Below are 24869 nucleotides of genomic sequence, written 5' to 3' on the forward strand. Positions count from 1 at the left end.
AGGGATCAGTCATGGAATACATGTGGTTCTGGATCGTCGCCTTCCTCTTCGTCGGCTACTTCGTGCTCGACGGGTTCGACTTCGGCGTGGGCATGTCGCTGCCGTTCCTCGGCAAGAACGACGTCTCGCGTCGCCAGGTGATCAACACGATCGGCCCGATCTGGGATCTCAACGAGACCTGGGTCATCGTCGCGGGCGCCTGCCTGTTCGCGTCGTTCCCCGAGTGGTACGCGACGCTGTTCAGCGGGTTCTACCTGCCGCTGCTGCTGATCCTGCTCGCACTGATCCTGCGAGGGGTGTCGTTCGAGTACCGGCACCAGCGCGAGTCGGCGAAGTGGAAGCGCGGCTTCGACCGGATGATCGTGATCGGCTCGGCCGTGCCGGCGCTGCTGTGGGGTGTCGCCTTCGGCAACATCGTGCAGGGGGTGGCGATCGATGAGAACCACGTCTACGTGGGCGGCTTCTTCGCGCTGCTGAACCCGTACTCGCTGCTCGTCGGCGTCACGACGCTGCTGCTCTTCTTCCTGCACGGCGTGCTGTTCGTCTCGCTCAAGACCGACGGGCAGGTGCACACGGATGCTCGTCGCCTGGTGAAGCTCGCGGCGGGGCCCACTGTGCTCGCTGCGGCCGGCACCGTGCTCTGGACGATCGGCATCGCCTGGGACCGCGAGTCTCCGCTCATGCTGATGGTCATCGGATGCGGGCTCGTCGCCGCCCTCGCCCTGATCGCATCGGTGCTGTTCTCGCTGCGCGGCCGCGACGGTCGGGCCTTCACCGCGGGCGCTGTGACCGTGGCATCCGCTGTGGTGATGCTGTTCGCGGCGCTGTTCCCCTTCGTCATGCCGTCGACGATCGACCCGGCCTTCAGCCTCACGATCGAGAACGCATCGAGCACGCCGTATACGCTGACGATCATGAGTTGGACCGCGCTGATCGCCCTGCCCCTCGTGCTGGCGTACCAGACGTGGACCTACTGGATCTTCCGCAAGCGGGTCACCCGCAGCTCGATCGAGGGGGCTCCGGCGCACGCGTGAGACACGGTTTCTGCTCCGGTCGCAGTTCGTGCCGTCTTCCTGATCGGGGAGCGGCACGAACTGCGACCGGAGCGACCTCTCTCGGGTCTGCGGCGTGGGAGGGTCGCGCGTGAAGCCGGTCGACATCCGCCTGCTGCGCTATGCGAGCGCCGCCCGCGGGTTCCTGCTGCTGTCGGGCGTGATCGGCGTCGCGCAGACGGCGGTGACGATCGCATTCGCCTGGATGCTGACGGATGCCGTGACCGGCGCGCTCGCCGGACGCGACGTCACGACGACACTGCTGTGGCTGCTCGGGCTCGCGGCGCTGCGTGGAGTGCTGATCGCCGCGTCGGATGCCGCGGGAACCCGCGCTGCCGCGAAGACCGGGATGCAGCTGCGGGCCGCTCTGATCGCCGCCGTCGGGCGTCTCGGACCCGCGTGGCTCGCGCAGCGCAATCAGGCAGGGCTCGCCGTGACGGCAGGTCACGGGCTCGAAGCGCTCGACGCGTACTTCGCCCGATACATCCCGCAGCTCGTGCTCACGGTCATCGCGACGCCGGTGCTGCTCGCGGTGATGTGGTGGCAGGACTGGCCGAGCGGACTGACGGCGCTCATCACGCTGCCGCTGATCCCGCTGTTCCTGATCCTGATCGGCATCGCGACCCGTACGGTGCAGCGCAGGCAGTGGCAGACGCTGCAACGGCTCGCGGCGCGGTTCGCCGACACCGTGCAGGGACTCTCGACGTTGCGCCTGTTCGGGCGCGAGCGCCGAGCCGCCGCGCAGATCGAGGCCACGGCCGACGAGTACCGCCGCGAGACCATGAAGGTGCTGCGGTTCTCGTTCCTCTCGGGCTTCGCGATGGAGCTGCTGGCATCGCTCGCCGTGGCGCTGATCGCGGTCGCGGTCGGATTCCGGCTGCTGTCGGGCGACCTGTCGCTCGAGGTCGGTCTGTTCGTGCTGCTGCTCGCGCCCGAGACGTTCCTGCCGATCCGGCAGGTCGGGGTGCAGTTCCACGCCGCGTCCGAGGGCGTCGCGGCGACGGAAGACGTGTTCGAGGTCCTGGATGCGGCCGAGGCTCGGGCGGGCGGTGTTCACGATTCAGCACGAGATGCCGGCACCGGGTCGTCTGGTGGGCTGGCAGCCGGTCGTGACGACATCCATGCTGAATCGCGAACCGCGAACGCGCGAGATCTGGTCGTCACCGACCTGCGGGTGCGCGATCTGCCGCCGGTCTCGTTCACCGCGGCCCCCGGAACCATCACCCTGATCGAGGGGCCGAGCGGCGCGGGCAAGTCGAGTCTGCTCGCGGCTCTGCGGGGTGCGGTCGAGTTCGAGGGGACTGCAACCGTCGGCGGCGTCGATGCGCGCGAGGTCGCACCATGGGAGTGGCTGGCCTGGAGCGGACAGCGTCCCCAGCTGAGCCGCGGCACGATCGCGGCCAATGTGGCGCTGGGCGATGAGGCGCCGGATGCCGACGGCATCCGCCATGCCCTCGATGACGCCTGCGCGAACGACCTCGACCCGGGGCTCGAGCTCGGCGTGCAGGGGAGCGGGCTGTCGGGCGGCCAGGCGCAGCGCGTCGCGGTCGCGCGGGCACTGTATCGGCAGGCCGCGCGGCCCGACGCGGTGCTGGCGCTCGACGAGCCCTCCAGCGCGCTGGACTCCGACACCGAAGAGCGGCTCTGGGCGTCGCTGCGCGCACGGGCGGATGCCGGGGCCATGATCCTCCTCGTCTCGCACCGCCGCTCGGCCAGGGCGATCGCCGACCACGTCGTCGAGCTGGGGGTGAGCGTATGAGCGGTGCCGGTACTGCGGAGCGCGTGCGCGGCATCCTTCGTCCCGCGCAGCCGCCGCTTCGCCGCTTCCTGCCCGGGGCGATCTGGGGCTTCCTGTCGGCGGGCGCTGCCGTGAGCCTCCTCGCCGTGAGCGGCTGGCTGATCGTCAGCGCCTCGATCGTCGACTCGCTCGTGCCGCTGTCGATTGCCGTCGTGGGGGTGCGGTTCTTCGCGGTGTCGCGTGCCGTCACCCGCTACCTCGAACGGCTGAGCGGACATGACGCGGCGCTGCGTCAGCTCGCATCGACCCGTGCCGACATGGTGAGGCGGCTGACTCCTCTGTCGCCTGCGGGGCTCGGACGCACCGACCACGGTCGGGTGCAGTCCGCGCTCGTCGATGACGTCGAGAATCTGCAGAATCTGCCGCTGCGGGTGGTGCAGCCGCTCGCGGTGTCGGGGCTCGTCGCACTCGGAGCGGTGGGATTCCTGCTGTTCGTGTCGGTGCCGGCGGCGCTCACTCTCGCCGCATGCCTGGTGATCGCTGCCGCTGCGGCGATCGGTCTGGGGTGGCTCTTCGGATCCCGCGCCGAGGCCGCTGTCTCTCGCCGCCGAGGCGACCTCTCGGCCGCGCTGACCGACTACTTCGGCGCGCTCGATGTGCTGCTCGCCTATGGAGCCGAACCGCAGGCGCGCGAGCGCGTGCGACAGGCGGATGCCGACCTGCGCCGCGCCGTCAGCAGGGCCTCGCTCGCGCAGGCGATCGCGGCGGGCGTGGTCTCGGCCGTGGCGGGCGCCGCGTCGGTGTGGGCGCTCGCTGTCGCGGCTCCCGGCCTCGCGACGGGTGCGATCGACGGGCCGTGGCTGGCGGTCGCCGTGCTGGTGCCGATGGTCGTGTTCGAGGTCTTCGGTGCTGTGCCGATCGCGGCAGCATCCTGGCGGAGCGTGCGGTCGAGCGCGGAGCGCATCGTCGACGTGCTGCCCTCCGAGGTGCCGGCCGAGCTGCGGTCGGACGAGGGTGACGACGCCGAGATCGTCGGCGTTCCGACGCTGCGACTGCGGAGCGTGCGGGCGTGGTGGCCTGGTGGGGCACCCGCGCTGCGCGGAGTGGATCTCGACCTGAATCCGGGCGAACGTGTGCTGGTATCGGGTCCGAGCGGTGCAGGCAAGAGCTCGCTGGCCGCGGCGCTCGTCGGATTCCTGCGCGTCGAGGGTGAGTATTCCGTCGGCGGCATGGATGCTGCGTCGCTGTCGGGCCCGGCGCTGCGCCGCACGATCGGACTGTGCGAGCAGCGTCCGCAGCTGTTCGATGAGGACATCCGCCAAAATCTGCTCTTCGCCCGTGACTCGGCGACTGACGACGAGCTGCTCGCCGTGCTCGATCGGGTGGGTCTCGGTGCCTGGGTGCGCGAGCGGGGTGGCCTCGATGCGCGAGTCGGCGATCGAGGCGGACTCGTCTCCGGCGGGCAGGCGCAGCGCATCGCTCTGGCGCGGGCACTGCTTCGCGGCTTCCCGGTGCTGGTGCTCGACGAGCCCACGGCCGGCGTCGACCCCGACGCATCCGACGCGCTGCTGCGCGACTTGCTGCAGGCGGCAGGGGATCAGTCGGTGCTCCTGATCTCGCACGTCGCCCCGCCGGCCGGGACGGTCGACCGGGTCGTCCGGTTGAAAGACGGGCGCACGGTTTCGGCGTAGTCGGGTGGCGCGTTTCGTCTCGCTTCGCTCGCTCAACGACCGGATGTGGTTCGTTCGTCGAGTGAGGGCGCAGCGGGGCGTTTCCGGTCGTTGAGCGAGGAGCGCAGCGGGGCGTTTCCGGTCGTTGAGTGAGGAGCGCAGCGACGAGACGAATCGGGGCGAGGCGCCGAGGTCAGACGTTGAGGTCGGCGCGGGGCTCCATGACGATGCCCTGGGCCTCGAAGGCGCGACGGCGCTCTTCGATGCGGCGGTGCAGCTCGACCTGCGCGTCGTCGACGAGGCGCGGATCGAGGTCGACGGTCTCAGGGTGCGGGTCGCCGTGATTGGCCTCGATGTAGGCGTCGAGCTCGGGTCCCGAGGTCCACGACGTGATCAGCGCGTAGCGAGGGGCGACCCCGCGATGCCAGACCGCGTGCCAGAAGCGTTGGGTGTCGACGATGATCCGCGACCCCTCGCGCAGCGGCAGCCGGATCTCGGTCGCCGGATCGAACCGGTCGGAGCGCAGAAGCAGCAGTGAGTCGGAGTCGTCCGAGAGGTTGTAGTAGCCGCGTACGACCCAGCCGGTGCCGTCTTCATTGAGGCGGTTGTTGTCGTCCTGGTGCAGGTTGTAGACGGCATCCGCGTACTCATTGGGCTGCAGCTCGATCACGCGGCAACGGCCGACCCCGGCGCCCGGTTCGAGCGCTCGGCGCTGCAGGGTCGGCGCGATCGCGACCTGTGAGGCGACCCACACTCCGTCTTTGTCGGTGCGGGGCGGGGTGTGGTTCCAGAAGCCGTTGCATTCGATCTCGCCGGCGTAGCTCGCGAGCGGGGCGAAGCGAGTGACGCCGGATGAGCGCCAGCCGATGTAGTCGAGGTCGAGCCACTCGGCGGGGTCGGATGCCTGGTCGTGGTCGTCGAGCACGACGTAGCCGGTCTCTGCCAGCGCCTCTGATGTGATGAAGGCCATTGCGTCCCCTCCGTGCCTCGACTCCGCGGCTCATCCCTGACGGAATGCCTTAGGCCATCCTAACCAGCGGGGCTGATGCCTGACGGGGGCACCACCGGAGAAAAGGGCCCGGCGATACCCTGGATGCATGACTCAGCCGCAGGGCGCCCTCCTCGTGGGCAGTGTGAACTTCGACGACGCCGAGACCACGATCCGCACGGCAGCGGAGGTGCTCGGCCCGCTGCTGCGCCGCATCCCCGACGGCGAGGTCGGCAGGCGATTTCACTGGATCATGTTCCAGCCCGACGTGCTCGCAGAGGCTGACGGCATCGAGCGCATCGGCAATGAGCCCATCCCGTTCAGAGCAGGTATCGACGCCCGCCCGTTGCGCATCGCCGACGGGGTGGACGCGGCGAGCATCCAGCTCCCGCCGCTCGGATACGCGGATGCCGCGATCGAGTCGTACGCGATCTTCCGGCGGCTGCGGGACGAGGGCGTCGTGCCTGCCACGACCCGCTTTCAGGTCTCGCTCCCGACCACGGTCGCGGTCGTCTCGTCGTTCTTCTTCGGCGATGACCGCGCCGCCATCGACCCGGTCTACACCGCGGCGCTGCTGCGCGAGGTCGACCGCATCCTCGCGGCGATCCCACATGACGACCTTGCGATCCAGTGGGACGTCGCCAGCGAGATGGGCGTGATCGAGGCGGCGCCCGCGTTCGGGCGGGTCATGGACGTGTGGTGGGAGGGTGACCCGTTCCCCGGACTCGTCTCGCGACTGACGGCGTTCATCGACGCCGTGCCGGCGGACGTCGAGGTCGGCGTGCACCTCTGCTACGGCGACGTCGCCGAGAAGCACTTCTTCGAGCCGACGGATGCCGCGAACGTCGTCCGCTACGCGAACGCCGTCACCGCAGCATCCACTCGGGAGCTGACCTGGCTGCACCTGCCCGTGCCGATCGCGCGCGACGACGAGGCGTACTACGCACCGCTCGCCGGACTCGAGTACGACGGCGAGCTGTACCTCGGGCTCGTGCACCGCGAAGACGGCGCCGAGGGAGCAGAGCGTCGCATCGCGGTCGCGCAGCGCTTCGCACCCGAGTTCGGCGTCGCCACCGAGTGCGGCATCGGGCGTGCTCCCGAGGGAACGACCGACGCGATCCTGCGCACGCACGCGGAGGTCGCCGCTGCCTGGTGATCCGGTGCTGACACGCTCGATTCGCGCCGTGGCGCGGGTTGTCGTAAGCTAGTCCGCGGTGACGTGTCCGAGCGGCCGAAGGTGCAACTCTCGAAAAGTTGTGTAGGGTAACCCCCTACCGTGGGTTCAAATCCCACCGTCACCGCCACCACGAAGGCCCCGAATCCCTTGCAAACACTGGGATGCGGGGCCTTTGTCATGTGCTGAGCGATGTCAGCAGTAAGGCAGCGGTAACAGATTCTCGAGTGGTGATCCGCCCCGACTCTCCCCGGTTGCTCGTGCGCACCGACCACTCACTGCCCTTGCGACCAGTGTCAGTGTCACACCGAAGTAGCGAGTGCAGCCACAGTGCGAGTACCGCTTACCAACGGAACCTCTTGCCCGCCCAGGCGGGCAACTCCAGTCATCCCGGGCGGCAGCGTCGCTGAGAGGAGGATCTCGTCGCCTACGCGTTCCCATCGGGTGCTGACCTCGCCGCGAGTCGTCTGCAGACGGGCATTGACCCAATCGAGTCGAGAGTCGATGTGAGGCGCGATCACGACCTCATCGAAGCCGGTCGAGGTCTCTGTCTGGGCGATCCCTGCGACATCCGAGTAGATCCATTGACCGACGGATCCGAGGCTGTAGTGGTTGAAGGAGTTCATCTCGGGCGTCTGGAAGCCGGCATCGGGAGTCCATCCATCCCACCGCTCCCAGATCGTCGTGGCGCCGTTGTCGATCGAGAATCCCCATGATGGGAAGTCTCGCTGGAAGAGCAAGTCGTAAGCGAGATCCGCGCGGCCGAATCTCGAGAGTGTCGGGCACAGGAGCGCCACTCCGTGGAACCCGGTGGTGAGGCGCGCGCCGCGGCCCTCGATCTTCTCGACGAGACGGGCGAAGAGCGCGTCCCGCTGATCTTCGGGAGCGAGATCCCACGCGAGGGTCATGAGATACCCGGTCTGCGAATCCCCGCGAACCCGGCCCGGCACGTCGAGGAACGACGCGACGAACGCCGTGCGCGCGAGCGATGCCCGCGTCTCGAGGGCTGCCTTCGATTCGTGCTCGCCGAGGACCCCTGCGATGCGCGCCGCGACGGCCGTCGCGTGCGCGTGGTACGCCGTCGCGACCACCTCTTTGGGGGTGTGCTCGTCGACCGAGAGCCAGTCGCCGTAATCGTTGCCGCGACCCGAGCGCCACAGCCCGTCGGGGTTGCGCACCGCGACGTAGTCGAGCCATCGCCGCATCGGCTCGAACATCGCCCGCAGCACGTCGACGTCTCCGTAGGTGCGGTAGAGGGTCCATGGCACGAGCACGATCGCATCTCCCCAGCCCGGCGCGCCGTAGTCGAACAGCGTGGTGCCGGGGGAGCGCGGGATGACATCGGGCACCGATCCGTTGGGCAACTGCGCCGCGACGAGGTCATCGAGCCACCGGCGCAGGAGCGCCTGCAGGTCGGCATTGAGTGTCGCCGTCGGGGCGAACACCTGCACGTCCGCAGTCCAGCCGAGCCGCTCGTCGCGTTGAGGACAGTCGGTCGGCACCGAGACGAAGTTGCCGAGCTGACCCCAGCGGATGTTGTCGATGAGCCGATTGAGGAACGGAGACGACGTGGTGACCTCGCCCGTCCACTCGACGTCACTCGACAGCACGACGGCGCGCACCTGTGCGGGGTCGACGTCGGCTCCACTCAGCTCGGCATAACGGAAGCCGTGGAACGTGAAGACCGGCTCGGCCGGCGTCGTGGTGCGCAGGTGATCCGTGGCCTCGGCCGAGCGGAGGTTGTCGGTGTAGAGTTCGCCGTCCGCATCGAGCACCTCTCCGTGCCGCACCCGGAGCGCGTGATCGGGGCTCGCGGGCAAGCGCAGCCGTCCCACCAGGTTCTGTCCGAAGTCGATGATCGTGCGCGTCGCGCTCCGGTCGATCGCCACCGGGGCGAGCTCGTCGACCACGCGCACCGGCTCGTCTCGCTGCCCGATCAGCGGGCCGGGGTCCGCGTCGAGGATGCGCGCCGATCGCCAGGCGGAGTCGTCGAAGCCGCGCCCCGTCCATCCGGGAGTGCCGTGTGCGCTGTCGATGTACTCGCCCATGAGCAGGTCTGCCCATCGCCGCTGACCTTCGTGCTCGCGCCAGTCCTCGTCGGTGCAGATCGCCGTCCGTCCGCCGTCGGCGTCGTCGATCACGAGGCGTCCGAGCAGCTGTGGCGCCGTGCCGTAGTGGTGGGCGTGGTGGCGGTGGTCGAATCCGACGAACCCCGACCACCAGCCCTCGCCCACCTCGGCCGCGACGACGTTCTCGCCCTCATGCAGCAGCGCGGTGACGTCGAAGGTCCGGTACTGGATGCGCGTGCGGTAGTCCGTCCACCCCGGCAGCAGCTCGTCGTCGCCGACCCGCGTGCCGTTCACGTACGGCACGACGAGTCCGCGAGCTGTCACGGTCAGACGAGCGCGCTCGGGCACGGCGGTCGTGTGGAAGGCGCGGCGCAGCTGCAGAGGCGGCTTCAGATCGTTCGTGCGCAGCGTCGGCCGCACGGGGGGCTCGCTGTCGCGGTCGCTCGCGTCGATCGCGCCGTTCGGCTCGGGATCGCGACCGATCCAGGCGACCCCGGACCAGTCCGCGATGCCCGTCTCGAACAACGACTCGGCTGCGACTCGCTTACCTTTCTGGTCCTCGACCTCCACCGTCCAGATGAAGGTCGTCTCCGGACTCAGCGCCGGACCGTCGTATCGCAGGCGGGTCGAGGAGCCGTGTCGAGCGCCGCTGTCCCAGAGCACGGCCGTGTCATCGACCCTCCGCACAGTCACCCGATGGCTGACGGCGACGGTGCCATCGGCGTCGCTGCGCAGCGCCCAGGACAGCTCGGGGTTCACGACGTCGACCTCTCGAGGCTCGACACGGGCCTCGACCCGCAGGCGATACGGTTCGATCATTCGCAGGTCACGCTCCCGCCATCCATCTCGAACGAGCGTGTGCCGGCCTCGGCCGCCACCACGGTGAGCGATGTCCCGCCGCTCACCGTGGTGCTGTCCGGCCGGAACGCGTGGTACCCGCCCGTCGCCGCGGCGAGGTCGTGCACCACGTGGTCGCCGAGCGGAGTCGAGAACCGCACATCGACGGCGGCTGCCGAGTCGTTCCACGCGTAGGCGGCCAGCGCGGCACCGTCGCCCCAGCACTGGGCTCGCACGTTCGAGGAACCTGCGACCGCGCCGGCCGCGTCGTCCGCGAAGATCACCGGTTCGAACAGCTCGCTGTCCTTCGCCGTCGTGATCCCGCCGCCCCACTGCACCCATCCGCGAGTGCCGTCGCCGTCACTGTCGTTCGCCACGATCGAGAGTGAGGCGGCCGAGGCCGGAGTCACCCCGATCGGTTCCAGTAGCGTCCACGGCACAGCCGCTTCGTACACCGTGGTCTTCGCCGTGTCATCGCGGACCGCCGCGACATCCGCCGTGGTGAGGTGTCCGCTCACCGCGCCCGAGGCGTACCGGTAGAGCTGTGGCCCCTGCGGCGTGAGTGCGAAGCCGAACTCGATCCTCTCCTGGATCTCGGGGCGCAGATCGGTCTCTCCGGGCCAGTTCGGTGCGACGGCGAACTGCAGTCCGTCGGCCTGCCAGGTGGCGTTGCCCGTGAAGGGCTGGATGTGGATGTCGTCCGCCACCTCGGCGGTGAGATACAGGTTCTCCTCGTCCCATGTGAACCAGGTCTCGGCGGCGAGGCTGTCGCCGTCGACGCCCGGTGCCATGAGGGTCGTTGACTCCAGGTCGCTTAGATCGTCGCGCACGCCGTCGATCTCGATCGTGCGCTGCGGCACGCGGGGCACGTCGAGCCACGCGAGAGCCGACAGGGTGCCGCTGGCCGACACCTCGCCGACCCCGTCGATCGTGAGCCCGGCGGTGTATTCCACCTCGCCGACCCCCGCAGGTCCAGGTGTCGAGAGCAGCGTCGCAGTGGTGCCGGGGGCGACATCGACGTCTGCATCCGTCGTGTTGACGTCTTCGCCGAACGTCCACGATGCGCTCGAGATGTGCTGCACGGCATCCGTCGTGTTCGTATACGTAGCCTTCACCACGTCGTCGGCGCCGTCGATGACGTGCTCGACCGTCAGCGAGGCCGTGCGCGGACGGAGCTCGGCCACCGCGGGCGACGATGTCTCGCCGTCGACCGTGGCCACGAGAGTGAGGTCTGCGATCGTCTGACGAAGGTCGGCCCCCGCGGTGATCTCGAGCGTCACGTCGCTCTTGCCGCCAGCGGGGATCGTCACGGTCTGATCGCCGCCGCCGATCTGCCAGCCGCCCGCGGCGGTCGCCGCGATCTGCGCCGTGACCTCGATGTCGTTGAAGTTGTATACCTCGACTGTGACCGCCGTGGTCGATCCTGCGTCGAGGCCGTAGCCGTACAGCTGGGAGTTCTTCGACGTCTCGGCATCGAAGACCGGCTGGATGACGACGCGCTCGGCCGCGCTGAAGTCCGCGGCGTCGAGCGGCGCGGCGGGTTCGTCGACCGCTGGCGCCTCATCGAGCCCGGGGAAGCCAGTGGTCGACAGGTACACCGGGTCGGGGCCCACCGTGAACGTCGCGCTGCCGGTCGACGCAGAGACGTCGCAGTCGCGCCCCATGAGGTCGACGAGCGAGGCATCGCCCTCGACCGGCACCGTCACCTCGGTGTCCGTCGCCGCCCAGAGCACAGCGGCCGGGCCGTCACCGGTGTCGAACACGTATGCCGAGACGCCTGCAGGCAGGCCTGACAGCGCGCCGATGTACTGTCCCTCACCGAGTTCCCTGGTCATGACCGACTGAGCCGCGAGCGCGGCCATCGGCTCATCCGGACTCCGGTACATGCTCCAGTACGAGGCGCCCTCGCGATACGGCGCCGCGATGAAGAAGAACTGCTTGGTCGAGCCCTGCGCGAGCGACTCGGCCGCCGAGCTGACGATGTACCGCGCCTGCAGCATTTCCTGCGTGGCGGTCGGCAGCTGATTCACATCGGCGGTGTTGAGGGCTATGCCGCTCTCGGTGACCCATCGTCCCTTCCCGTCGCCGCCGTACGGCTGCGCCGCCTCGAGCTGCGAAGAGAAGTCGGGGTGCGCGTTGACCGAGGCCGATGGATTCACGGTGGTGTGCGTGTGATACGCGTACGCGTCGAGGTAATCGAGGATGCCGTTGCGGAACTGCCACTGCGCATAGTGCGGATCGACGCCCGCGAGGCCGCCGTTCACGAGCAGCGCGTCGGTGCCGGAATCGAGGAGTCCGAGGGCCGCCGCCTTCATGACGGCGGCATACCGGTCTGCGCCCTCCGACTCCAGGGCGAACTTGCGGTTCTGCTCGTTCCACAGTTGCCACGCGTCGACGAGACTGTCGTAGTGCTCGCCGGCCGCCAGGGCGAAGCCGTAGATGTCGCGGAGATCCTGCGGCAGCTCGCGCGTGGGCGTCCGGGTCCAGGCCGGGCCGTCGTGGAACGACGAGAGCGTCTTGAGGCCGGCGGCGTCGGCCGCCTGCAACCAGTTCAGCGGCTGCTGCTCACCCGAGAAGTCGATGGTTCCCGGCTCGGGGTTGATGACGTCGTTCCATCGCTGCCGGTCGCGGATCCAGTCGACACCGGTGAGCGAGAGCACGTGGGCGAAAGCCTCGGCATCGTCCGTCGCGATGAGCTTCGATCCGTAGACGTCGACTGCGAAAGGACTGTCGTCGACGTCGGGCCGGGAAGAGGAATCGGGCAGCACCGCGAAAGCGCCCTCGACGGAGGCTTCCGATCCGGTGATGTGGGCGGTCACACGATAGGCGCCTGTGTCGAGACCGGTGCCGAGTTCGATGCTGGCGGCAGAGGTTCCCGTCTCCACAGTCGATTCGCCCTCTGCCACCACTGCGCCGCCGTAGTCGGTGACGCTCCAGGTCACGGGCACGGCGGAAGGCGCTTCGGCGTTGATGGCCGCATCGAGCACGACGGCCTCGCCCTGCTCGAACACGCCGAAGCGGCCGGGTGCCGTCACGGAGTCGAGCGTGACCTCGACGGGCGTGAGCGTGAAGGCGTCGAGGAACAGCGTGTAGTTCGTGTTCGGCGACACCCGACGCTCGGTGACCTGGAACTCTACGGTGTTGAACCCGGCATCCAGAGCGAGGGTCGCGAACTCGTAGCGGCGCAGCTCGTTCGTGACGGTCGAGAGCTGACGGGCGTCGCTGCTCTCATGCCACGCGTCGTCATTCGCCCGCACGCGGAACGGGGAGGCCCAGTCCACGCCCGTCGGGATCGTCGTGGCGTCGAGACGGTACAGGGATGCCTCGTCGACCTCGATCTCGTAGGTCGCGACGTATCCGCCGTCGGGGGCGTCGGCCGCCGTGTACAGGCGCAGCGACGATCCGCCGCTCGCGCCGGTCTGCGCGGCGGCACCCGGGATCATGTTCGTGGAGGTGGGGCTCTCTCCCTCGATCGTGAGGGGCACGGCGCCCTGGGCGGGCGCCGATACGAGAAGGCTCGCGGCGAGCGTGACGACGGCTGCGGCGGCTATGCCGAGCGCGCGATGACGGGGTGCGGACACAGAGATCTCCTTCGATCAGCGGTGCGGATGAGCGGTGTGGTCAGCCCTTGAGGGCGCCGGCGGATCCGGCACCCGTGAGGAACTGCTTCTGGAAGATCGCGAACACAGCGATCGGGATCAGGACGGCGATGAACATGCCGGCCATGAGCACGGCGAGGTCTGCCTGTGGCGCGACCGTCGCGAGTCCCACCGACAACGGCTGCTTGTCGGGCGAGGGGAGGGCGAGGAGCGGCCAGAGGAAGTCCTTCCACGACGCGACGAACGCCAGAAGGGCGACGACGCCGATGATCGGACGCGCCATCGGCAGCACGATCGACCACAGGATGCGGAGCGGGCCCGCTCCATCGACCCTCGCCGCTTCGAAGAGCTCGCGGGGGATCGTCTGGAAGTACTGCTTCATGATGAGCACGTTGAACGCGCTCACCCCGTTCGTCAGCCACAGCGCTGCGTAGCTGTCGAGCAGCCCGAGGTCGATCACGGTGAGGTACAGCGGGATGAGCGAGATGACACCGGGGATGAACAGCGTCGCCATGATCGCTGCGTTGAGAACGGGCCCGTACTTCGGCCGGAGCACCGCGAGCACGTAGCCGAGGGTCACGGCGGAGAACACCGCTACCACGACCTCGCCGCTCGTGATGATGAGGGAATTCGCGGTGAAACGGCCGATCTGGATCTGGTTCCACGCATCGGCGAGGTTCTGCCACTGGATGCCGGAGGGCCACAGGGCGAACGGGTCGCGGAGGATGTCCTGCGTGGTCGATACGGCGGACTTGGCGAGCCAGAGGAGGGGGCCCGCAGAGACCACCACGAGCAGTGCGACGACCACGCCGATGACGACGCGGAAGGTGAACCGGGTGCTGGCCTTGGAGAGATCGGAATCCGAGATGTTGGAGCGCTCGAGTGAGCGGTTCGCCGAGCTGCGTCGACGCGATGAGCCGGTCACAGCTGTCAGCGTGCGGGTCGATCCAGTGAGGGCCATCACTTGCTCCATTTCCGAGAGAGCCACAGATAGATCGCGGCGAAGACGCTGAGCGCGGCGGCGAGCATGAGGCTCAGCGCGGCTGCCTGGCCGAAGTTGCCGTAGATGAACGCGTAGCGGTAGATGAGCATGAGAAGCGTCACGGTGCTGTTGTTCGGTCCGCCGCCGGTGAGCAGGAACGGCTCGGTGAACACCTGGAAGGTGCCGATCAGCTGCAGGAGCAGCAGGAGCAGGATGGTGCCGCGCATCTGGGGGAGTGTGATGTGCCAGATGCGGCGGAAGATGCCGGCGCCGTCGATCTCGGCCGCTTCGTACAACTGGGTGTCGATCGAGAGCACGGTCGCGAGGTAGATGATCGTGGTCGAGCCGAAGGCGCCCCAGGTCGCGACGAGGACGATCGACAGCATCGCGGTCGAGGGAGACTGCAGCCAGGGGAGCGGGTCGATGCCCACCGCGCCGAGGATCGAGTTGAAGAGACCGCGCGTGCTCGGATCGTAGAAGACCTGCCAGAGCAGGATCGAGACGACCGGCGGGATCACGGTGGGCAGGAAGACGAGGAAGCTCGAGATGCGGCGCGACCGCCGCATCTCGGCGAGCATCACGGCGAAGAAGATCGGTACGGGGAAGCCGATCAGCAGCGCGAGCCCCGCGTAGAGCGCGGTGTTGGCGAGCGCCTGCCCGAGCAGCGGGTCGGCGAGAACGCGCTGGAAGTTCTCGATGCCGATCCAGCTGGTGGTGATCAGGTTGGTCTTCTGGAACGCGATCACGAGTCCGCGGAGGATCGGCCACCACGAGAAGAGGGCGAACAGGACGACGGCCGGGAGCAGGATGAGCGCCGTGCTGATCCCGCCTCGTCTCAGGAGGGGGCGCCGACGGTGCGGCGCGGGCGGAATGACCTCCTCTCCGGCTGCCACGGGTGGCACGAGCGGCGGGGACGTGACCGACGTCATACGGACTCCTCAATCGGTTCGGTGTGGGAAGGCGGATGCGGGCAGGGGCGCGGAGGCGCCCCTGCCCGCATCTCACTCGGCCTGGGCGTCGGCGACGATGGTCTCGGCCTGGCTCTGCGCCTGGGCGAGGAGAGCCTCGATGTCGGCGTTCTCATCCGTGAACACGGCCTGGAGCACGGTGTCGAGCAGGCCGTAGATCTGCTGCGCCTCGACCGGCGGCTCGGTCACGACCGAGAAGTCGGGCGACTCGGTGGCGGTGTAGTAGGTCTCGAGGTTCTGCAGCGGGACATTGATGCTGGGCTCGATCGCGTCGAGGTAGGCGGTGTAGGCCTCGGGCGCGACGAGCGGCAGGCCGACGCGCGGAACGGTGCCTCCGTCTGCGGCCATGCCCTCGGCCTCCTCCGCCGCGAACTCGAGATCGGAGAAGCGGTCGAGGTAGTAGAAGTTCGTCCACTTCACGCCGGCTGCGGTCTCGGCGTCGGTGGCATCGGCGCGGATGATCGAGACTGACCCTCCGCCCAGCGAACCGAGGCCGCCCGCCTCCTGAGGCAGGGGGAAGAGTCCGTACGACTCCGGAGCCATCCCGAAGTTGCGCACGAGGGGGTTGTACCACTCGGAGGCGCCGACCATCATGCCGTACTGGCCGGACGCGAAGGCGGGACCGGCCGCATCGAAGTCGAGCAGGAAGTTGCTACCCAGCACGTCCTCGTTCCAGCGCAGATCCGACAGGTATTCGAGAGCGGCCACTGTGGCCTCGTTGTCGAGGTTCGCGGTCGTCTCGCCGCCCTCCGTCTCTTCGACGAGTCCGCCGAACGCGGCGCTGAGCGCGGTGAGGGTCCATCCACCCTGGTTGGTCGTGGTGAGCTGGCCGAGGCCGGCAGCATCCGTCCTCTCGGTGATCGTCGCCGCGGCCGCGGCGATGTCGTCCCAGGTCTCGAGAGTCTCGTCGGGGTCGAGGCCCGCCTGTTCGAACACATCGCGGTTGACGAGCACGGCGAGGGTGAACGCCGAGACGGGGATGCCGTAGTAGGCGCCGTCCGTGCCCTGCACGTTGGCGGTGACCGATTCGTTGAGATTCTTCAGCACGTCCTCCGACTCGAAGTACGAGCTGATGTCTTTGAGCTGTTCGCGGTTGATCAGAGACTGGATCTCGGTGACGGGGATGCCCATCACGACGGGCAGGGTGCCGCCGGCGAGCTGCGCGGCGAAGGTCTGCGGGTCGTAGACGACCTCGCTGCCCTCGATGGTGATGTCGGGGTTCTCCTCTTCGAACTGAGCGATCTTCTCGTCCCAGAGGGCGAGAGCCGCTTCGTCCGTGGCCTGGGGCTTGCCGCCGACCGTGAGCGTGACCTCTCCCGAGTCGCCGGCGTCGCCGGAGTCGTCGGTGGGCGTTCCGCCGCAGGCGGTGAGGACGAGTGCCGAGGCGGCCATCGAGGCGATGAGACCGACAGCAACGCGGCGCGGGTGTCGTGCCATGTTTCTTACTCCTTTGTAAAAGACGTCGTTCCGCGTCGTCAGAGTCGCGGATCTTCGGGTGCAGGGCTCCGGGATATGCCGGTGCGATAGCGAACGTACCTGAATTGGATCGGTTCAACAAGGGTCAATCCTGTGGCCACTGCGTTTGCGTCCGGCCTCCGAATAGACGCATAATTATGCTCATCCCGATAAGAGCGCGACACGGGTTGTCAAAAATGGATCACTCCAATCCACCCGGCGCGTACGCTCGATCAGGCATGAACGAAAGGGACCCGAGCGATGAAGCGAGTGGCCATCACCGATGTCGCGGAGGCGGCCGAGGTGTCGAGATCGACGGTGTCGAACTACCTCAATCGCCCCGAGATCCTCTCCCCGACGACGCGGGAGCGGATCGCCAGGGCGATCGATGAACTCGGCTTCGTGCCCAGCGATGCGGCGCGCAAGATCAGTTCGGGAGACACCCGCACGATCGGCTACGTCGCATTCGAGTTCACGAACCCGTTCTCCGGCGTCATCGCCGATGCGATCGAAAGGCGGGCCGCCGAGACCGGCCGCACGGTGATGATCGGCAATTCGGCAGGCTCCACTGCGCGTCAGCTGGAGTACCTCGAGCTGTTCGAGCGCAAGCGCGTCTCGGGAATCATCATCGCCACCCTCGATGAACTCGAACCGCGCCTGGCCGAAATGCGTCGCCGCGGGACCCCCAGTGTCGTGACGGGGCGCCGGGCGACCACCGACGATCAGGCATCCGTGTCGGCGGCCGACGCGACGGGCGGCTACCTCGCGGCGAAGCACCTGCTCGACATCGGGCGTCGGCGCTTGGCCTTCGTGGGCGGGCCGTTCGGGGTCAAGCAGGTCAGCGAACGCTTCGACGGCGCCGGTCGGGCCGTGCGGGAGGTGCCGGGCGCGAGCCTCTCGGTGCTCCGCGCCGACGACCGCAGTATGAACGCCGGTTTCGCAGCGGGCGTCGAGATGGCCTCGCAGCACGATCAGCTGCCCGACGGAGTGTTCGCCGTGAACGACATGGTGGGTCTCGGCGTGGTCCGCGGGCTGACGTCGTTCGGCATCGAGGTGCCGCGCGACGTGGCGGTGATCGGCTTCGACGGCGACGAGATCGCCTCGGTCGCGGCCATCCCCCTGTCGACCATCAGCACCCCCGGAGAGGCGATCGGCGAGACGGCGTACGACCTGCTCCTCTCAGAGCTGGGCGAGCCCGTGCGCGAGTTCGCCTCACGCCAGCACATCGTCGACCCCGAGCTTATCGTGCGGGCATCGACCGTCGGTGATGCCGCGGACGCCGCGCACGGCGACGATCTGCAGCACACCCGACCCGCCTGACGATCCCAGGATGCACACGTTGACTGCTCTCACCGCACCGCGCCAGTACGAGCTCGAGCGTGACGGGGTCTCGATCACCGTCACGCTTGCCGACGGCGGCCCCGCGACCTTCGATGCGTTCCGGGTGGACGGCGGGGCCAGTGTCGTGCGACCCCATCCGCTCGTCGAGGTGCTCACGGCGCACGAGCGACACGACCGCATGACGCTGGGGTACGTCGGCACCACCGTCGGGGCGCGGCTGCGCGTCGAGTCGGCGAGCGAATCCGACGGGTGCCTCGAGGTCTCTCAGCGAGACGAGACGACCGGATTGCGGGTCGTGACGACTCTCAGCCTCGTCGGTGGCGGCTTGCGCGTGGTGCACGAGGCGATCAACAGCGGCGTGGCCGACATCGTGCTGTTCGCATTGCCGACGCTGAGCGTGCGCACGGCCGCCGAACCCGGCGAGCTTCGGCTCGCCAGCGGACGCAGCGAGTGGTTGGGCGAGGGGCGCTGGAGCGAAGACTCGGTCGCCTCGCTGCTTCCTGAACTCGGCTTCGCGAAGGTGGTGCAGCCCGATCGCACGGGATACGGGCAGTCGAGCTCGGGCGGCTGGTCGACCGGGAGCAAGCTGCCGGTCGGGGTGCTGTCCACGGCGCAGAGCGGTCTGGCCTGGCAGATCGAGTCATCGGCGGGGTGGCAATGGTCACTCTCGCGGGGCGATGGCGGAGTCGTTCTGAGTGCCGGCGGCCCGACCGAGAGAGAGCATCAGGCCGAGGTGGTCCTGCGTCCCGGCGAGGCATTCACGACGGTCGCCGCCGGACTCGCCGTGGGCGACGGGTGTGACGGAGCGTTCGCGGCGCTCACTCGCCTCCGCCGCGCTCTGCGGCCGCCGCGCGACGTCGAGAGCACTCTGCCGATCGTCTACAACGACTACATGAACACGCTCATGGGGCAGCCGTCGACCGAAGCGCTGCTGCCTCTGATCGAGGCGGCGTCGCGCGCCGGCGCCGAGTACTTCTGCATCGACGCGGGCTGGTTCACCGACAGTTGCGACTACTGGGGTGAGATCGGCGAGTGGCAGGATGCGCCGACGCGCTTCACGGGAGGACTCGCCCATGTGATCGCGGCGATCCGCGACGCGGGGATGACGCCGGGCATCTGGCTGGAACCCGAGGCCGTCGGCCTGGATTCCCCGATGTCCGACAGGCTGCCGGCCGACGCGTTCTTCCAGAGACACGGTGCGCCGGTGGTGGAGCAGCGCCGCAAGCACCTCGACCTGCGGCATCCCGCAGCTCGCGCGCATCTCGACGCCGTCGTCGACAGGCTGGTCGACGAACACGGGATCGGCTTCCTGAAGCTCGACTACAACATCGAGCCGGGGTCGGGTACCGATGCCGGCGGTCTCGCCCCCGGCATCGGTCTGCTCGCTCACACACGGGCGCTGCGCGAATGGCTCGAGGGTCTGCAGCGCAGGCATCCGCAGCTTCTGCTCGAGAACTGCGCGTCGGGGGCGATGCGCAGCGACTACCACCTGCTCGCCGTCACCCACCTGCAGTCGACGAGCGATCAGCAAAACGCGCTACGGTATGCCGCGATCGCCGCCTCCGCACCCGCGACCGTGCTGCCCGAGCAGTCCGGCAACTGGGCGTATCCGGCCGCCGACATGAGCGCCGGCGAGCTGGCGACGACTCTGGTCTCGGGTCTCTCCGGACGCCTCTACCTGGCCGGATTCCTCGATCAGCTCGCTCCCGATGCCTTCGCCCGAGTCGTCGATGCGGTCACCTGGGCCAAGGCTCATCGCGACCGTCTCGTCGATGTCGTGCCGTTCTGGCCGATGGGCCTGCCGCACTGGGACGACTCGCTGCTCGTGCTCGGACACCGGATCGTCGACGACGTCGACGACTCCGCCGCACTCTTCGTGTGGTCTCGAGGCGGGGGTACCACACTCGAGTTCGCCGCCGACGCCGAGGTCGAGCTCGCATTCGACGGTGCGGGGAGCTGGCAGATCATGCACGACCCGGATGCCGTGCGGGTGACCGTGCCTGCCGGCCCGGATGCCGCCGTGCTGCGGATCCGCGGCGATATCCTCGCCATGGTGACGAACGACGTCGAGAACGACTGATCAGGAGCGACATGGCCTTCTTCGACATGCCCGAGGCCGAGCTGCGGCGCTACCGCCCCGAGATCGCCGAGCCCGCCGACTTCGACGAGTTCTGGCAGCACACGCTCCGAGAGTCGCGCGCCGTCGGCTCGGAGCCGCTCGTCACGCTGGTGGCGTCACCGTTCACGCACGTGCGCGTCTTCGACGTGCGCTTCAGCGGATTCGGCGGCGATCCCGTCGGCGCGTGGCTTCTGCTGCCTCCGGGTGAGGCGCCTGCGCCCGGGATCGTGCAATTCCAGGGTTACGGGGGAGGCCGCGGGCTGCCCCATGAGTGGCTCGCCTGGGTGAACGCGGGATACGCGACACTGGTGGTCGACACGCGGGGGCAGGGTGCGCACCGTGACTCGGGCAGCGGCACCCCCGACCCGGCCGGCTCGGAGCCGTCCGTTCCCGGTTTCATGACCCGCGGCATCCGCGATCCCGAGACGTACTACTACCGCCGCGTGTTCACCGATGCCGTGCGCGCCGTCGACTTCCTCCTCGCCCGTCCCGAGATCGACGCGAGCCGAGTAGTCGTAGCGGGGGGCAGCCAGGGCGGAGGGATCGCTCTCGCCGCAGCGGGCCTGCACGAGGGTGTCGCCGCGTGCCTAGCCGATGTGCCGTTCCTCTGCCACTTCGAGCGGGCTGTCGGACTCACCGAATCCGATCCCTACGCGGAGATCGTCCGTTACCTACGCGCGCATCGCGGTGATGCGGAGACGGTGGCGCGCACGCTGTCATACGTCGATGGAGTCTCGTTCGCCTCACGGGCCCGAGGTGCCGGCCTGTTCTCCGTCGCACTTCACGACGTGGTGTGTCCGCCATCGACCGTCTTCGCCGCATTCAACGCCTATGCCGCGGATGACAAGGAGATCATCGTCTGGCCGTTCAACGGACATGAAGGGGGAGGGGCCGATCAGTGGGAGCGGCAAGTGGACTTCCTCGCTCGCACCTGGTCTTGACTGGGCATCCACAGGGGTTCGCGCCGATAGTCCGGATAAGTGGTCTTATCGTGCCCAATGGGCCAGACGTTGAAGTGAGATGGGGCTGAGTAGGTATCTGGCGTTTGAGCAGTGCTCGAGCGGGATCGCGAGGGTGCGAACGCCTGCAAAGTAGATACGTCTGCGAGGATCGAAGAATGCCCGAACCTGTCGATGTCACCAATGCTGATCACTACGTGTGGGGCGAGGTCTCCGACGGGTGGCGACTGCTCGACAGCCCCGGGTTGTCGGTGATCGAGGAGCGAGTACCGGCCGGCGCCGGCGAAGAGTGGCACGTGCACGACACCGCGACCCAGTTCTTCTACGTGCTAGAAGGAACCGCCCAGATGCAGACCGCCGACGGCAACGTCGACCTCGAGGCCAGGCAGGGAGTCGAGGTCCCGCCTGGGCTCGCGCACCGATTCTTCAACCCGGGTGCCGCAGAGACGCGGTTTCTCGTGATCAGCACCCCGAACACCCGAGGAGACCGACGCCCCGTCGACGTCGCAGTCTGAGGCGTGCGCCTCGGATAGCGTGGCCGAGTACGGTCCAAACACCGTGCCGGGGTGGTGCGGGTGCTCCAGGCGGCTCTCGGGGTCAGTGTGAGGCTGTGGCGTCCTCGGCGATGGGTGTCCGTGCCGTCAGGGCGTGACTATGTTGAAGTTCGGATCGAACTCGTCCATGACGTCTGCCAGTTCGTTCAGGACCGCGGCGTCGCCGTCGAGTTGGACGTGTCCATCGTCGGCGAGCTGGTGCCCGGTCCCAGGCTTCAGCACGACGCCCACCAGTGCAGTTTTCGGTCCGGAGACGGTCAGCTGCGCGTCGGGTGAGGCGCCGAGGCGGGCGTTGAGCACGCCGCGCTTAACCCACACGGTCCACGTCTGGTCGATGTCGAGGAACTGCGCGATATTCTCGTTGCCCCACACCGGCCAGGAGTGGGGCCCGTAGTGCACCTCGGCCTGGTCGCCCCACCGCTCGAGAGTCTCGTCGAGGTAGCGGGCGAAGTTGCGGGCATCGCGTGTGCAGGCTCCCCGCAGCGTCTGGATGTTGTGGAGGCAGTGGTTGGCGTTCTCGGCGCAGGTGAGGGCTTTTGAGCTCGGGGATCCAGATGTGCATCTCTTCCGGAGCCTCAGTGTCGGGGGCATAGAGGAACTCGAAGGTCAGCCCGGCAATGGTGCGGGTCTGCCCGGTCTCCGTGATCGGATCGGTCGGGGAGATGTACGAGATCGTCATCCCGTGCTTGCCGTTGCCGATGCCCGCGCCGAGCGTGACGAACTGGTGCGGCTCTCGATCGAGGAGGTTCCCGAATGCGTACTGGGCGCGCCGGGACATCGCGTTGCCGGCGATGACGTTCTCACCGATCGCGAACTTGTCGAACGATGCGATCGTTCCCGGAGCGATGATCGCGACTTTGCCGGATGCGACATCGGCTGCGTCGACCACGCCTTTGACGCCGCCGTAGTGATCGACGTGGGTGTGAGTGTAGATGACCGCCGCGACCGGCTTGTCTGCCACGTGCTCCCGGAATAGGGCCATTCCTTGTGCGGCAGCTTCGACGCTGGTGGAGCAGTCGATCACGATCACAACGTCGTCGCCCTCGACGATCGTGAGGTTGGCGATGTCGTTGTTACGGACCTGGTAAATCCGGTCCACCACCTTGTACAGCCCGCCTTCGTGGATGACTTGAGAGGTGCGCCACAGACTGGCGTCGACCGTGTCCGGGCGAGGTGCATCGTCAGTCAGGTAGGCGAAGTCGCCCAGATCGAAGACGACGACACCGTCGTCGTTGAGCACCTTTCCGTCCGGGACCGGAGCGACGAGGTTCAGCCGCGCATCGTGGAAATCATGCCGATCATGCAGAGGGTAGAACGACTCGCCTGCCTTGTTGATCGACGCAGTGACCGGGGTTGCTTCCTTCGGACGGTAGGACATTTCGTGTGGTCTCCCTGTGTGATGCCGACGTGAAGCACTGGCCGGGACCCATCGTTCGGCCACCCGAACCAAGACGAGGCTCGCGATAGCGCTGCCGCTACCGATAGCTCGATGAGCGAACAAGGCATACTCACCCAATCGGTGCGAGCCCAAGGAGGGGGCATTCGCTGGCTGAGACACAGGTAGCCCGGCGAGATTGCGTACCCGGGAAAGACCGGTCCACCGCTCGGATGCGCTCGATAGCTGGGGGTCTCTGTCGAAGCGCGCCCGCAATCGAGCGCACGGGAGCGCACGACTTCCGCGAGATTCCGCGGAAGTCGAAACACGGGTCATAAGCGGTCGGTGACCCGCAGGGACGTCTTCAGCGCTCTGACATGTCCATCGACGTACTCATACCCCCTACAGGTATAGGCTACACCGCGACCGGACAGTCCGGCGCAGCATCCTAGGAGGAACGAAACATGTCCACACCCCCATCCATGTCGCGAGGGAAGCGATGGCTCGGCCTCGTGCTCATAGCCACCGCACAGTTCGTGGTCATCATGGACACCTCGATCATCGGCGTAGCCCTGCCGGACATTCAGCGCGCGCTCGGCTTCACCCCGGAATCACTGTCCTGGGTGTTCAACGCCTACGTGGTCGCGTTCGGTGGACTGCTGCTGCTGGGCGGCCGCCTGGCTGACGCGTTCGGGGCGCGCAAGATCTTCGTCCTCGGCTGGCTGGTTCTGATCGCCGGCTCGATCATGGCGGGGGCTGCCGGCAACGTCGGTGTCGAGATCGCCGGTCGTGCGATCCAAGGCGCAGGCTCCGCGATGATCGCTCCTGCCGCACTGACGTTGCTGATGATGCTGTTCGGCGGCACCTCTGATCTTCCCAAGGCGTTCGCCGTCTACGGAGCGGCTGCCCCGATCGGCGGAACCGCCGGCGTCTTCCTCGGCGGAGTTCTCACCGAGTACGTGAGCTGGCCGTGGGTGTTCTACGTCACTGTGCCGATCGCGCTGTTCGTGCTCGCTTTCACTGCGACATCCCTCCCTCGCACCGTCCGGGGAGCCACGGGCTCGATCGATATCGCCGGGGCTGTCACGGTCACCGTCGGACTGGCCGCCGTCGTGTACGCGGTCGTCAACGCTCCAGAGGTCGGTTGGCTCACGTGGACGACTCTCGGCATGCTCGCCGCGGGAGTCGCCTTGCTGGCGATCTTCTTCGTCATCCAGGCACGTAGCCGCAGTCCACTGCTGCGCCTCGGCCTGCTCCGTGCGCCTCTGCTGGGAGCCGCGAACGGCGCTCAGCTGATGCTCGGCGCCGCCTGGGTGTCGATGTGGTTCTTCCTCAACCTCTACCTGCAGCAGGTTCTCGGCGCGAGTGCCTTCGCCGCGGGCGCGGCATTGCTTCCGATGACCGGCCTGGTCGTCCTCGTGATGATCGCTCTGGCGCCCCGTCTTCAGGAGCGATTCGGCGCGAAGTCCCTCATCGTGACCGGCCTTCTGCTGTTGGCGGGAGGTCTGGCATGGCTCGCTTTTGTTCGTCCGGACGGCGACTACGTGGTCGATGTACTGCCCGCGTCGCTCCTGGCGGCGCTCGGCATGTCGCTCGCCTTCGTCCCGTCGCTCGGCACAGCCATCAACGCGGCGCCTCCGGCGGAGACCGGCGTCGCCTCCGGTCTCGTGAGCACCAGCTACCAGATCGGCTCCGCACTCGGACTCGCCGTGCTCACGGCGATCGTCTACGGCGTCGCCGGCGCCGACCCCTCGAAGGTCGAACTCACCCAGGGCTACTCGGCCGCGTTCGTCGGCGCGGCGATCCTTGCGCTCCTCGGCGCGATCATCACTGCCATCACCATGACGAAGCCCCGGTCGCCTGTGGCCGCCACCGACGAGTCGATCAGCGTCTAGTCGCCGACCGGATCTGACGTGCAGCCATGCGCGACAGATCCGGCGGCGGGCTCCCTGCTCGCGGTCGTCCGGTCGGGACCCGCGCGGTTCGAAT

General features: G+C 68.1%; 17 protein-coding genes and 1 tRNA gene. 10 read left to right on the top strand and 8 right to left on the bottom strand.

Annotated features, from left to right (window positions below):
* Window positions 1-11: 11 nt before the first annotated feature.
* The 3 genes from cydB to cydC all read left to right on the top strand — a co-directional run bounded on the left by cydB (window position 12) and on the right by cydC (window position 4481).
* Window positions 12-1034 carry a cytochrome d ubiquinol oxidase subunit II gene (cydB, locus tag ACQ4LY_RS08840; protein WP_431075644.1) on the top strand — a complete coding sequence of 341 codons (1023 nt, stop codon included), beginning with the start codon at window positions 12-14 and terminating at the stop codon, window positions 1032-1034.
* Between the two features lie 109 nt (window positions 1035-1143).
* Entirely contained in the window at window positions 1144-2811 is a 1668-nt protein-coding gene (gene cydD / locus ACQ4LY_RS08845) for a thiol reductant ABC exporter subunit CydD (RefSeq protein WP_431075645.1), read from the top strand.
* A complete protein-coding gene (cydC, locus tag ACQ4LY_RS08850; RefSeq protein WP_431075646.1) occupies window positions 2808-4481 on the top strand; it encodes a thiol reductant ABC exporter subunit CydC in 1674 nt (557 codons plus the stop codon). The genes cydD and cydC overlap by 4 nt, the downstream gene beginning before the upstream one ends.
* Window positions 4482-4653: 172 nt before the next feature.
* Here cydC and ACQ4LY_RS08855 read toward each other — a convergent pair whose 3' ends face one another.
* Window positions 4654-5430 carry a hypothetical protein gene (locus ACQ4LY_RS08855; RefSeq protein ID WP_431075647.1) on the bottom strand — a complete coding sequence of 259 codons (777 nt, stop codon included), beginning with the start codon at window positions 5428-5430 and terminating at the stop codon, window positions 4654-4656.
* A gap of 127 nt (window positions 5431-5557) precedes the next feature.
* Here ACQ4LY_RS08855 and ACQ4LY_RS08860 point away from each other — a divergent pair, with 127 nt between their 5' ends.
* Window positions 5558-6604, top strand: a complete 1047-nt coding sequence (locus ACQ4LY_RS08860) for a hypothetical protein (RefSeq protein WP_431075648.1) — start codon at window positions 5558-5560, stop codon at window positions 6602-6604.
* A 57-nt stretch (window positions 6605-6661) separates the two neighbouring features.
* Window positions 6662-6752, top strand: a tRNA-Ser gene (locus ACQ4LY_RS08865).
* Window positions 6753-6924: 172 nt separating this feature from the next.
* Here the strand turns inward: ACQ4LY_RS08865 and ACQ4LY_RS08870 are convergent.
* The 5 genes from ACQ4LY_RS08870 to ACQ4LY_RS08890 form a co-directional block, all read right to left on the bottom strand.
* On the bottom strand, window positions 6925-9510 hold the full coding sequence (locus ACQ4LY_RS08870) for a family 78 glycoside hydrolase catalytic domain (protein WP_431075650.1): 2586 nt from the start codon (window positions 9508-9510) through the stop codon (window positions 6925-6927).
* Window positions 9507-13109 carry a sugar-binding protein gene (locus ACQ4LY_RS08875; RefSeq protein ID WP_431075651.1) on the bottom strand — a complete coding sequence of 1201 codons (3603 nt, stop codon included), beginning with the start codon at window positions 13107-13109 and terminating at the stop codon, window positions 9507-9509. Before ACQ4LY_RS08875 ends, ACQ4LY_RS08870 begins: the two co-directional genes overlap by 4 nt.
* 40 nt (window positions 13110-13149) lie before the next feature.
* Window positions 13150-14088, bottom strand: a complete 939-nt coding sequence (locus ACQ4LY_RS08880) for a carbohydrate ABC transporter permease (protein ID WP_431075652.1) — start codon at window positions 14086-14088, stop codon at window positions 13150-13152.
* Window positions 14088-15038, bottom strand: coding sequence for a carbohydrate ABC transporter permease (locus ACQ4LY_RS08885; protein WP_431070688.1), 951 nt, complete (start codon window positions 15036-15038; stop codon window positions 14088-14090). Before ACQ4LY_RS08885 ends, ACQ4LY_RS08880 begins: the two co-directional genes overlap by 1 nt.
* Before the next feature lie 72 nt (window positions 15039-15110).
* Window positions 15111-16514, bottom strand: coding sequence for an ABC transporter substrate-binding protein (locus ACQ4LY_RS08890; RefSeq protein WP_431070690.1), 1404 nt, complete (start codon window positions 16512-16514; stop codon window positions 15111-15113).
* Window positions 16515-16793: 279 nt separating this feature from the next.
* Between ACQ4LY_RS08890 and ACQ4LY_RS08895 the strand changes: the two genes are divergently transcribed.
* From ACQ4LY_RS08895 to ACQ4LY_RS08910, 4 genes are all read left to right on the top strand, one after another.
* Window positions 16794-17852: a LacI family DNA-binding transcriptional regulator gene (locus ACQ4LY_RS08895; RefSeq protein WP_431070692.1), complete on the top strand. Its 1059-nt coding sequence runs from the start codon at window positions 16794-16796 to the stop codon at window positions 17850-17852.
* 10 nt (window positions 17853-17862) lie between these two features.
* Window positions 17863-19953 (top strand): glycoside hydrolase family 36 protein, encoded by a 2091-nt coding sequence (locus ACQ4LY_RS08900; RefSeq protein WP_431070694.1) that lies wholly within the window; start codon window positions 17863-17865, stop codon window positions 19951-19953.
* 11 nt (window positions 19954-19964) lie between these two features.
* Complete coding sequence (locus ACQ4LY_RS08905) at window positions 19965-20933, top strand: acetylxylan esterase (RefSeq protein ID WP_431070696.1); 969 nt, start codon at window positions 19965-19967, stop codon at window positions 20931-20933.
* Between the two features lie 176 nt (window positions 20934-21109).
* On the top strand, window positions 21110-21466 hold the full coding sequence (locus ACQ4LY_RS08910) for a cupin domain-containing protein (protein ID WP_431070698.1): 357 nt from the start codon (window positions 21110-21112) through the stop codon (window positions 21464-21466).
* 126 nt (window positions 21467-21592) lie between these two features.
* Here ACQ4LY_RS08910 and ACQ4LY_RS08915 read toward each other — a convergent pair whose 3' ends face one another.
* Window positions 21593-21823, bottom strand: a complete 231-nt coding sequence (locus tag ACQ4LY_RS08915) for an alkyl sulfatase C-terminal domain-containing protein (RefSeq protein ID WP_431070700.1) — start codon at window positions 21821-21823, stop codon at window positions 21593-21595.
* On the bottom strand, window positions 21813-22883 hold the full coding sequence (locus ACQ4LY_RS08920) for an MBL fold metallo-hydrolase (RefSeq protein ID WP_431070702.1): 1071 nt from the start codon (window positions 22881-22883) through the stop codon (window positions 21813-21815). Before ACQ4LY_RS08920 ends, ACQ4LY_RS08915 begins: the two co-directional genes overlap by 11 nt.
* A 461-nt stretch (window positions 22884-23344) precedes the next feature.
* Here ACQ4LY_RS08920 and ACQ4LY_RS08925 point away from each other — a divergent pair, with 461 nt between their 5' ends.
* Window positions 23345-24775: an MFS transporter gene (locus ACQ4LY_RS08925; protein ID WP_431070704.1), complete on the top strand. Its 1431-nt coding sequence runs from the start codon at window positions 23345-23347 to the stop codon at window positions 24773-24775.
* Window positions 24776-24869: the final 94 nt, after the last annotated feature.

The organism is Microbacterium phyllosphaerae (genome assembly GCF_050628115.1).
Lineage (GTDB): Bacteria > Actinomycetota > Actinomycetes > Actinomycetales > Microbacteriaceae > Microbacterium > Microbacterium phyllosphaerae_A.

Excerpts from the sequence above, each read along its gene's own strand:
- cydB (WP_431075644.1), top strand. The coding sequence starts at position 12 with ATGGAATACATGTGGTTCTGGATCGTCGCCTTCCTCTTCGTCGGCTAC.
- cydC (WP_431075646.1), top strand. The coding sequence starts at position 2,808 with ATGAGCGGTGCCGGTACTGCGGAGCGCGTGCGCGGCATCCTTCGTCCC.
- ACQ4LY_RS08855 (WP_431075647.1), bottom strand. The coding sequence starts at position 5,430 with ATGGCCTTCATCACATCAGAGGCGCTGGCAGAGACCGGCTACGTCGTG.
- ACQ4LY_RS08860 (WP_431075648.1), top strand. The coding sequence starts at position 5,558 with ATGACTCAGCCGCAGGGCGCCCTCCTCGTGGGCAGTGTGAACTTCGAC.
- ACQ4LY_RS08870 (WP_431075650.1), bottom strand. The coding sequence starts at position 9,510 with ATGATCGAACCGTATCGCCTGCGGGTCGAGGCCCGTGTCGAGCCTCGA.
- ACQ4LY_RS08880 (WP_431075652.1), bottom strand. The coding sequence starts at position 14,088 with ATGGCCCTCACTGGATCGACCCGCACGCTGACAGCTGTGACCGGCTCA.
- ACQ4LY_RS08885 (WP_431070688.1), bottom strand. The coding sequence starts at position 15,038 with ATGACGTCGGTCACGTCCCCGCCGCTCGTGCCACCCGTGGCAGCCGGA.
- ACQ4LY_RS08890 (WP_431070690.1), bottom strand. The coding sequence starts at position 16,514 with ATGGCACGACACCCGCGCCGCGTTGCTGTCGGTCTCATCGCCTCGATG.
- ACQ4LY_RS08895 (WP_431070692.1), top strand. The coding sequence starts at position 16,794 with ATGAAGCGAGTGGCCATCACCGATGTCGCGGAGGCGGCCGAGGTGTCG.
- ACQ4LY_RS08900 (WP_431070694.1), top strand. The coding sequence starts at position 17,863 with ATGCACACGTTGACTGCTCTCACCGCACCGCGCCAGTACGAGCTCGAG.
- ACQ4LY_RS08905 (WP_431070696.1), top strand. The coding sequence starts at position 19,965 with ATGGCCTTCTTCGACATGCCCGAGGCCGAGCTGCGGCGCTACCGCCCC.
- ACQ4LY_RS08910 (WP_431070698.1), top strand. The coding sequence starts at position 21,110 with ATGCCCGAACCTGTCGATGTCACCAATGCTGATCACTACGTGTGGGGC.
- ACQ4LY_RS08920 (WP_431070702.1), bottom strand. The coding sequence starts at position 22,883 with ATGTCCTACCGTCCGAAGGAAGCAACCCCGGTCACTGCGTCGATCAAC.
- ACQ4LY_RS08925 (WP_431070704.1), top strand. The coding sequence starts at position 23,345 with ATGTCCACACCCCCATCCATGTCGCGAGGGAAGCGATGGCTCGGCCTC.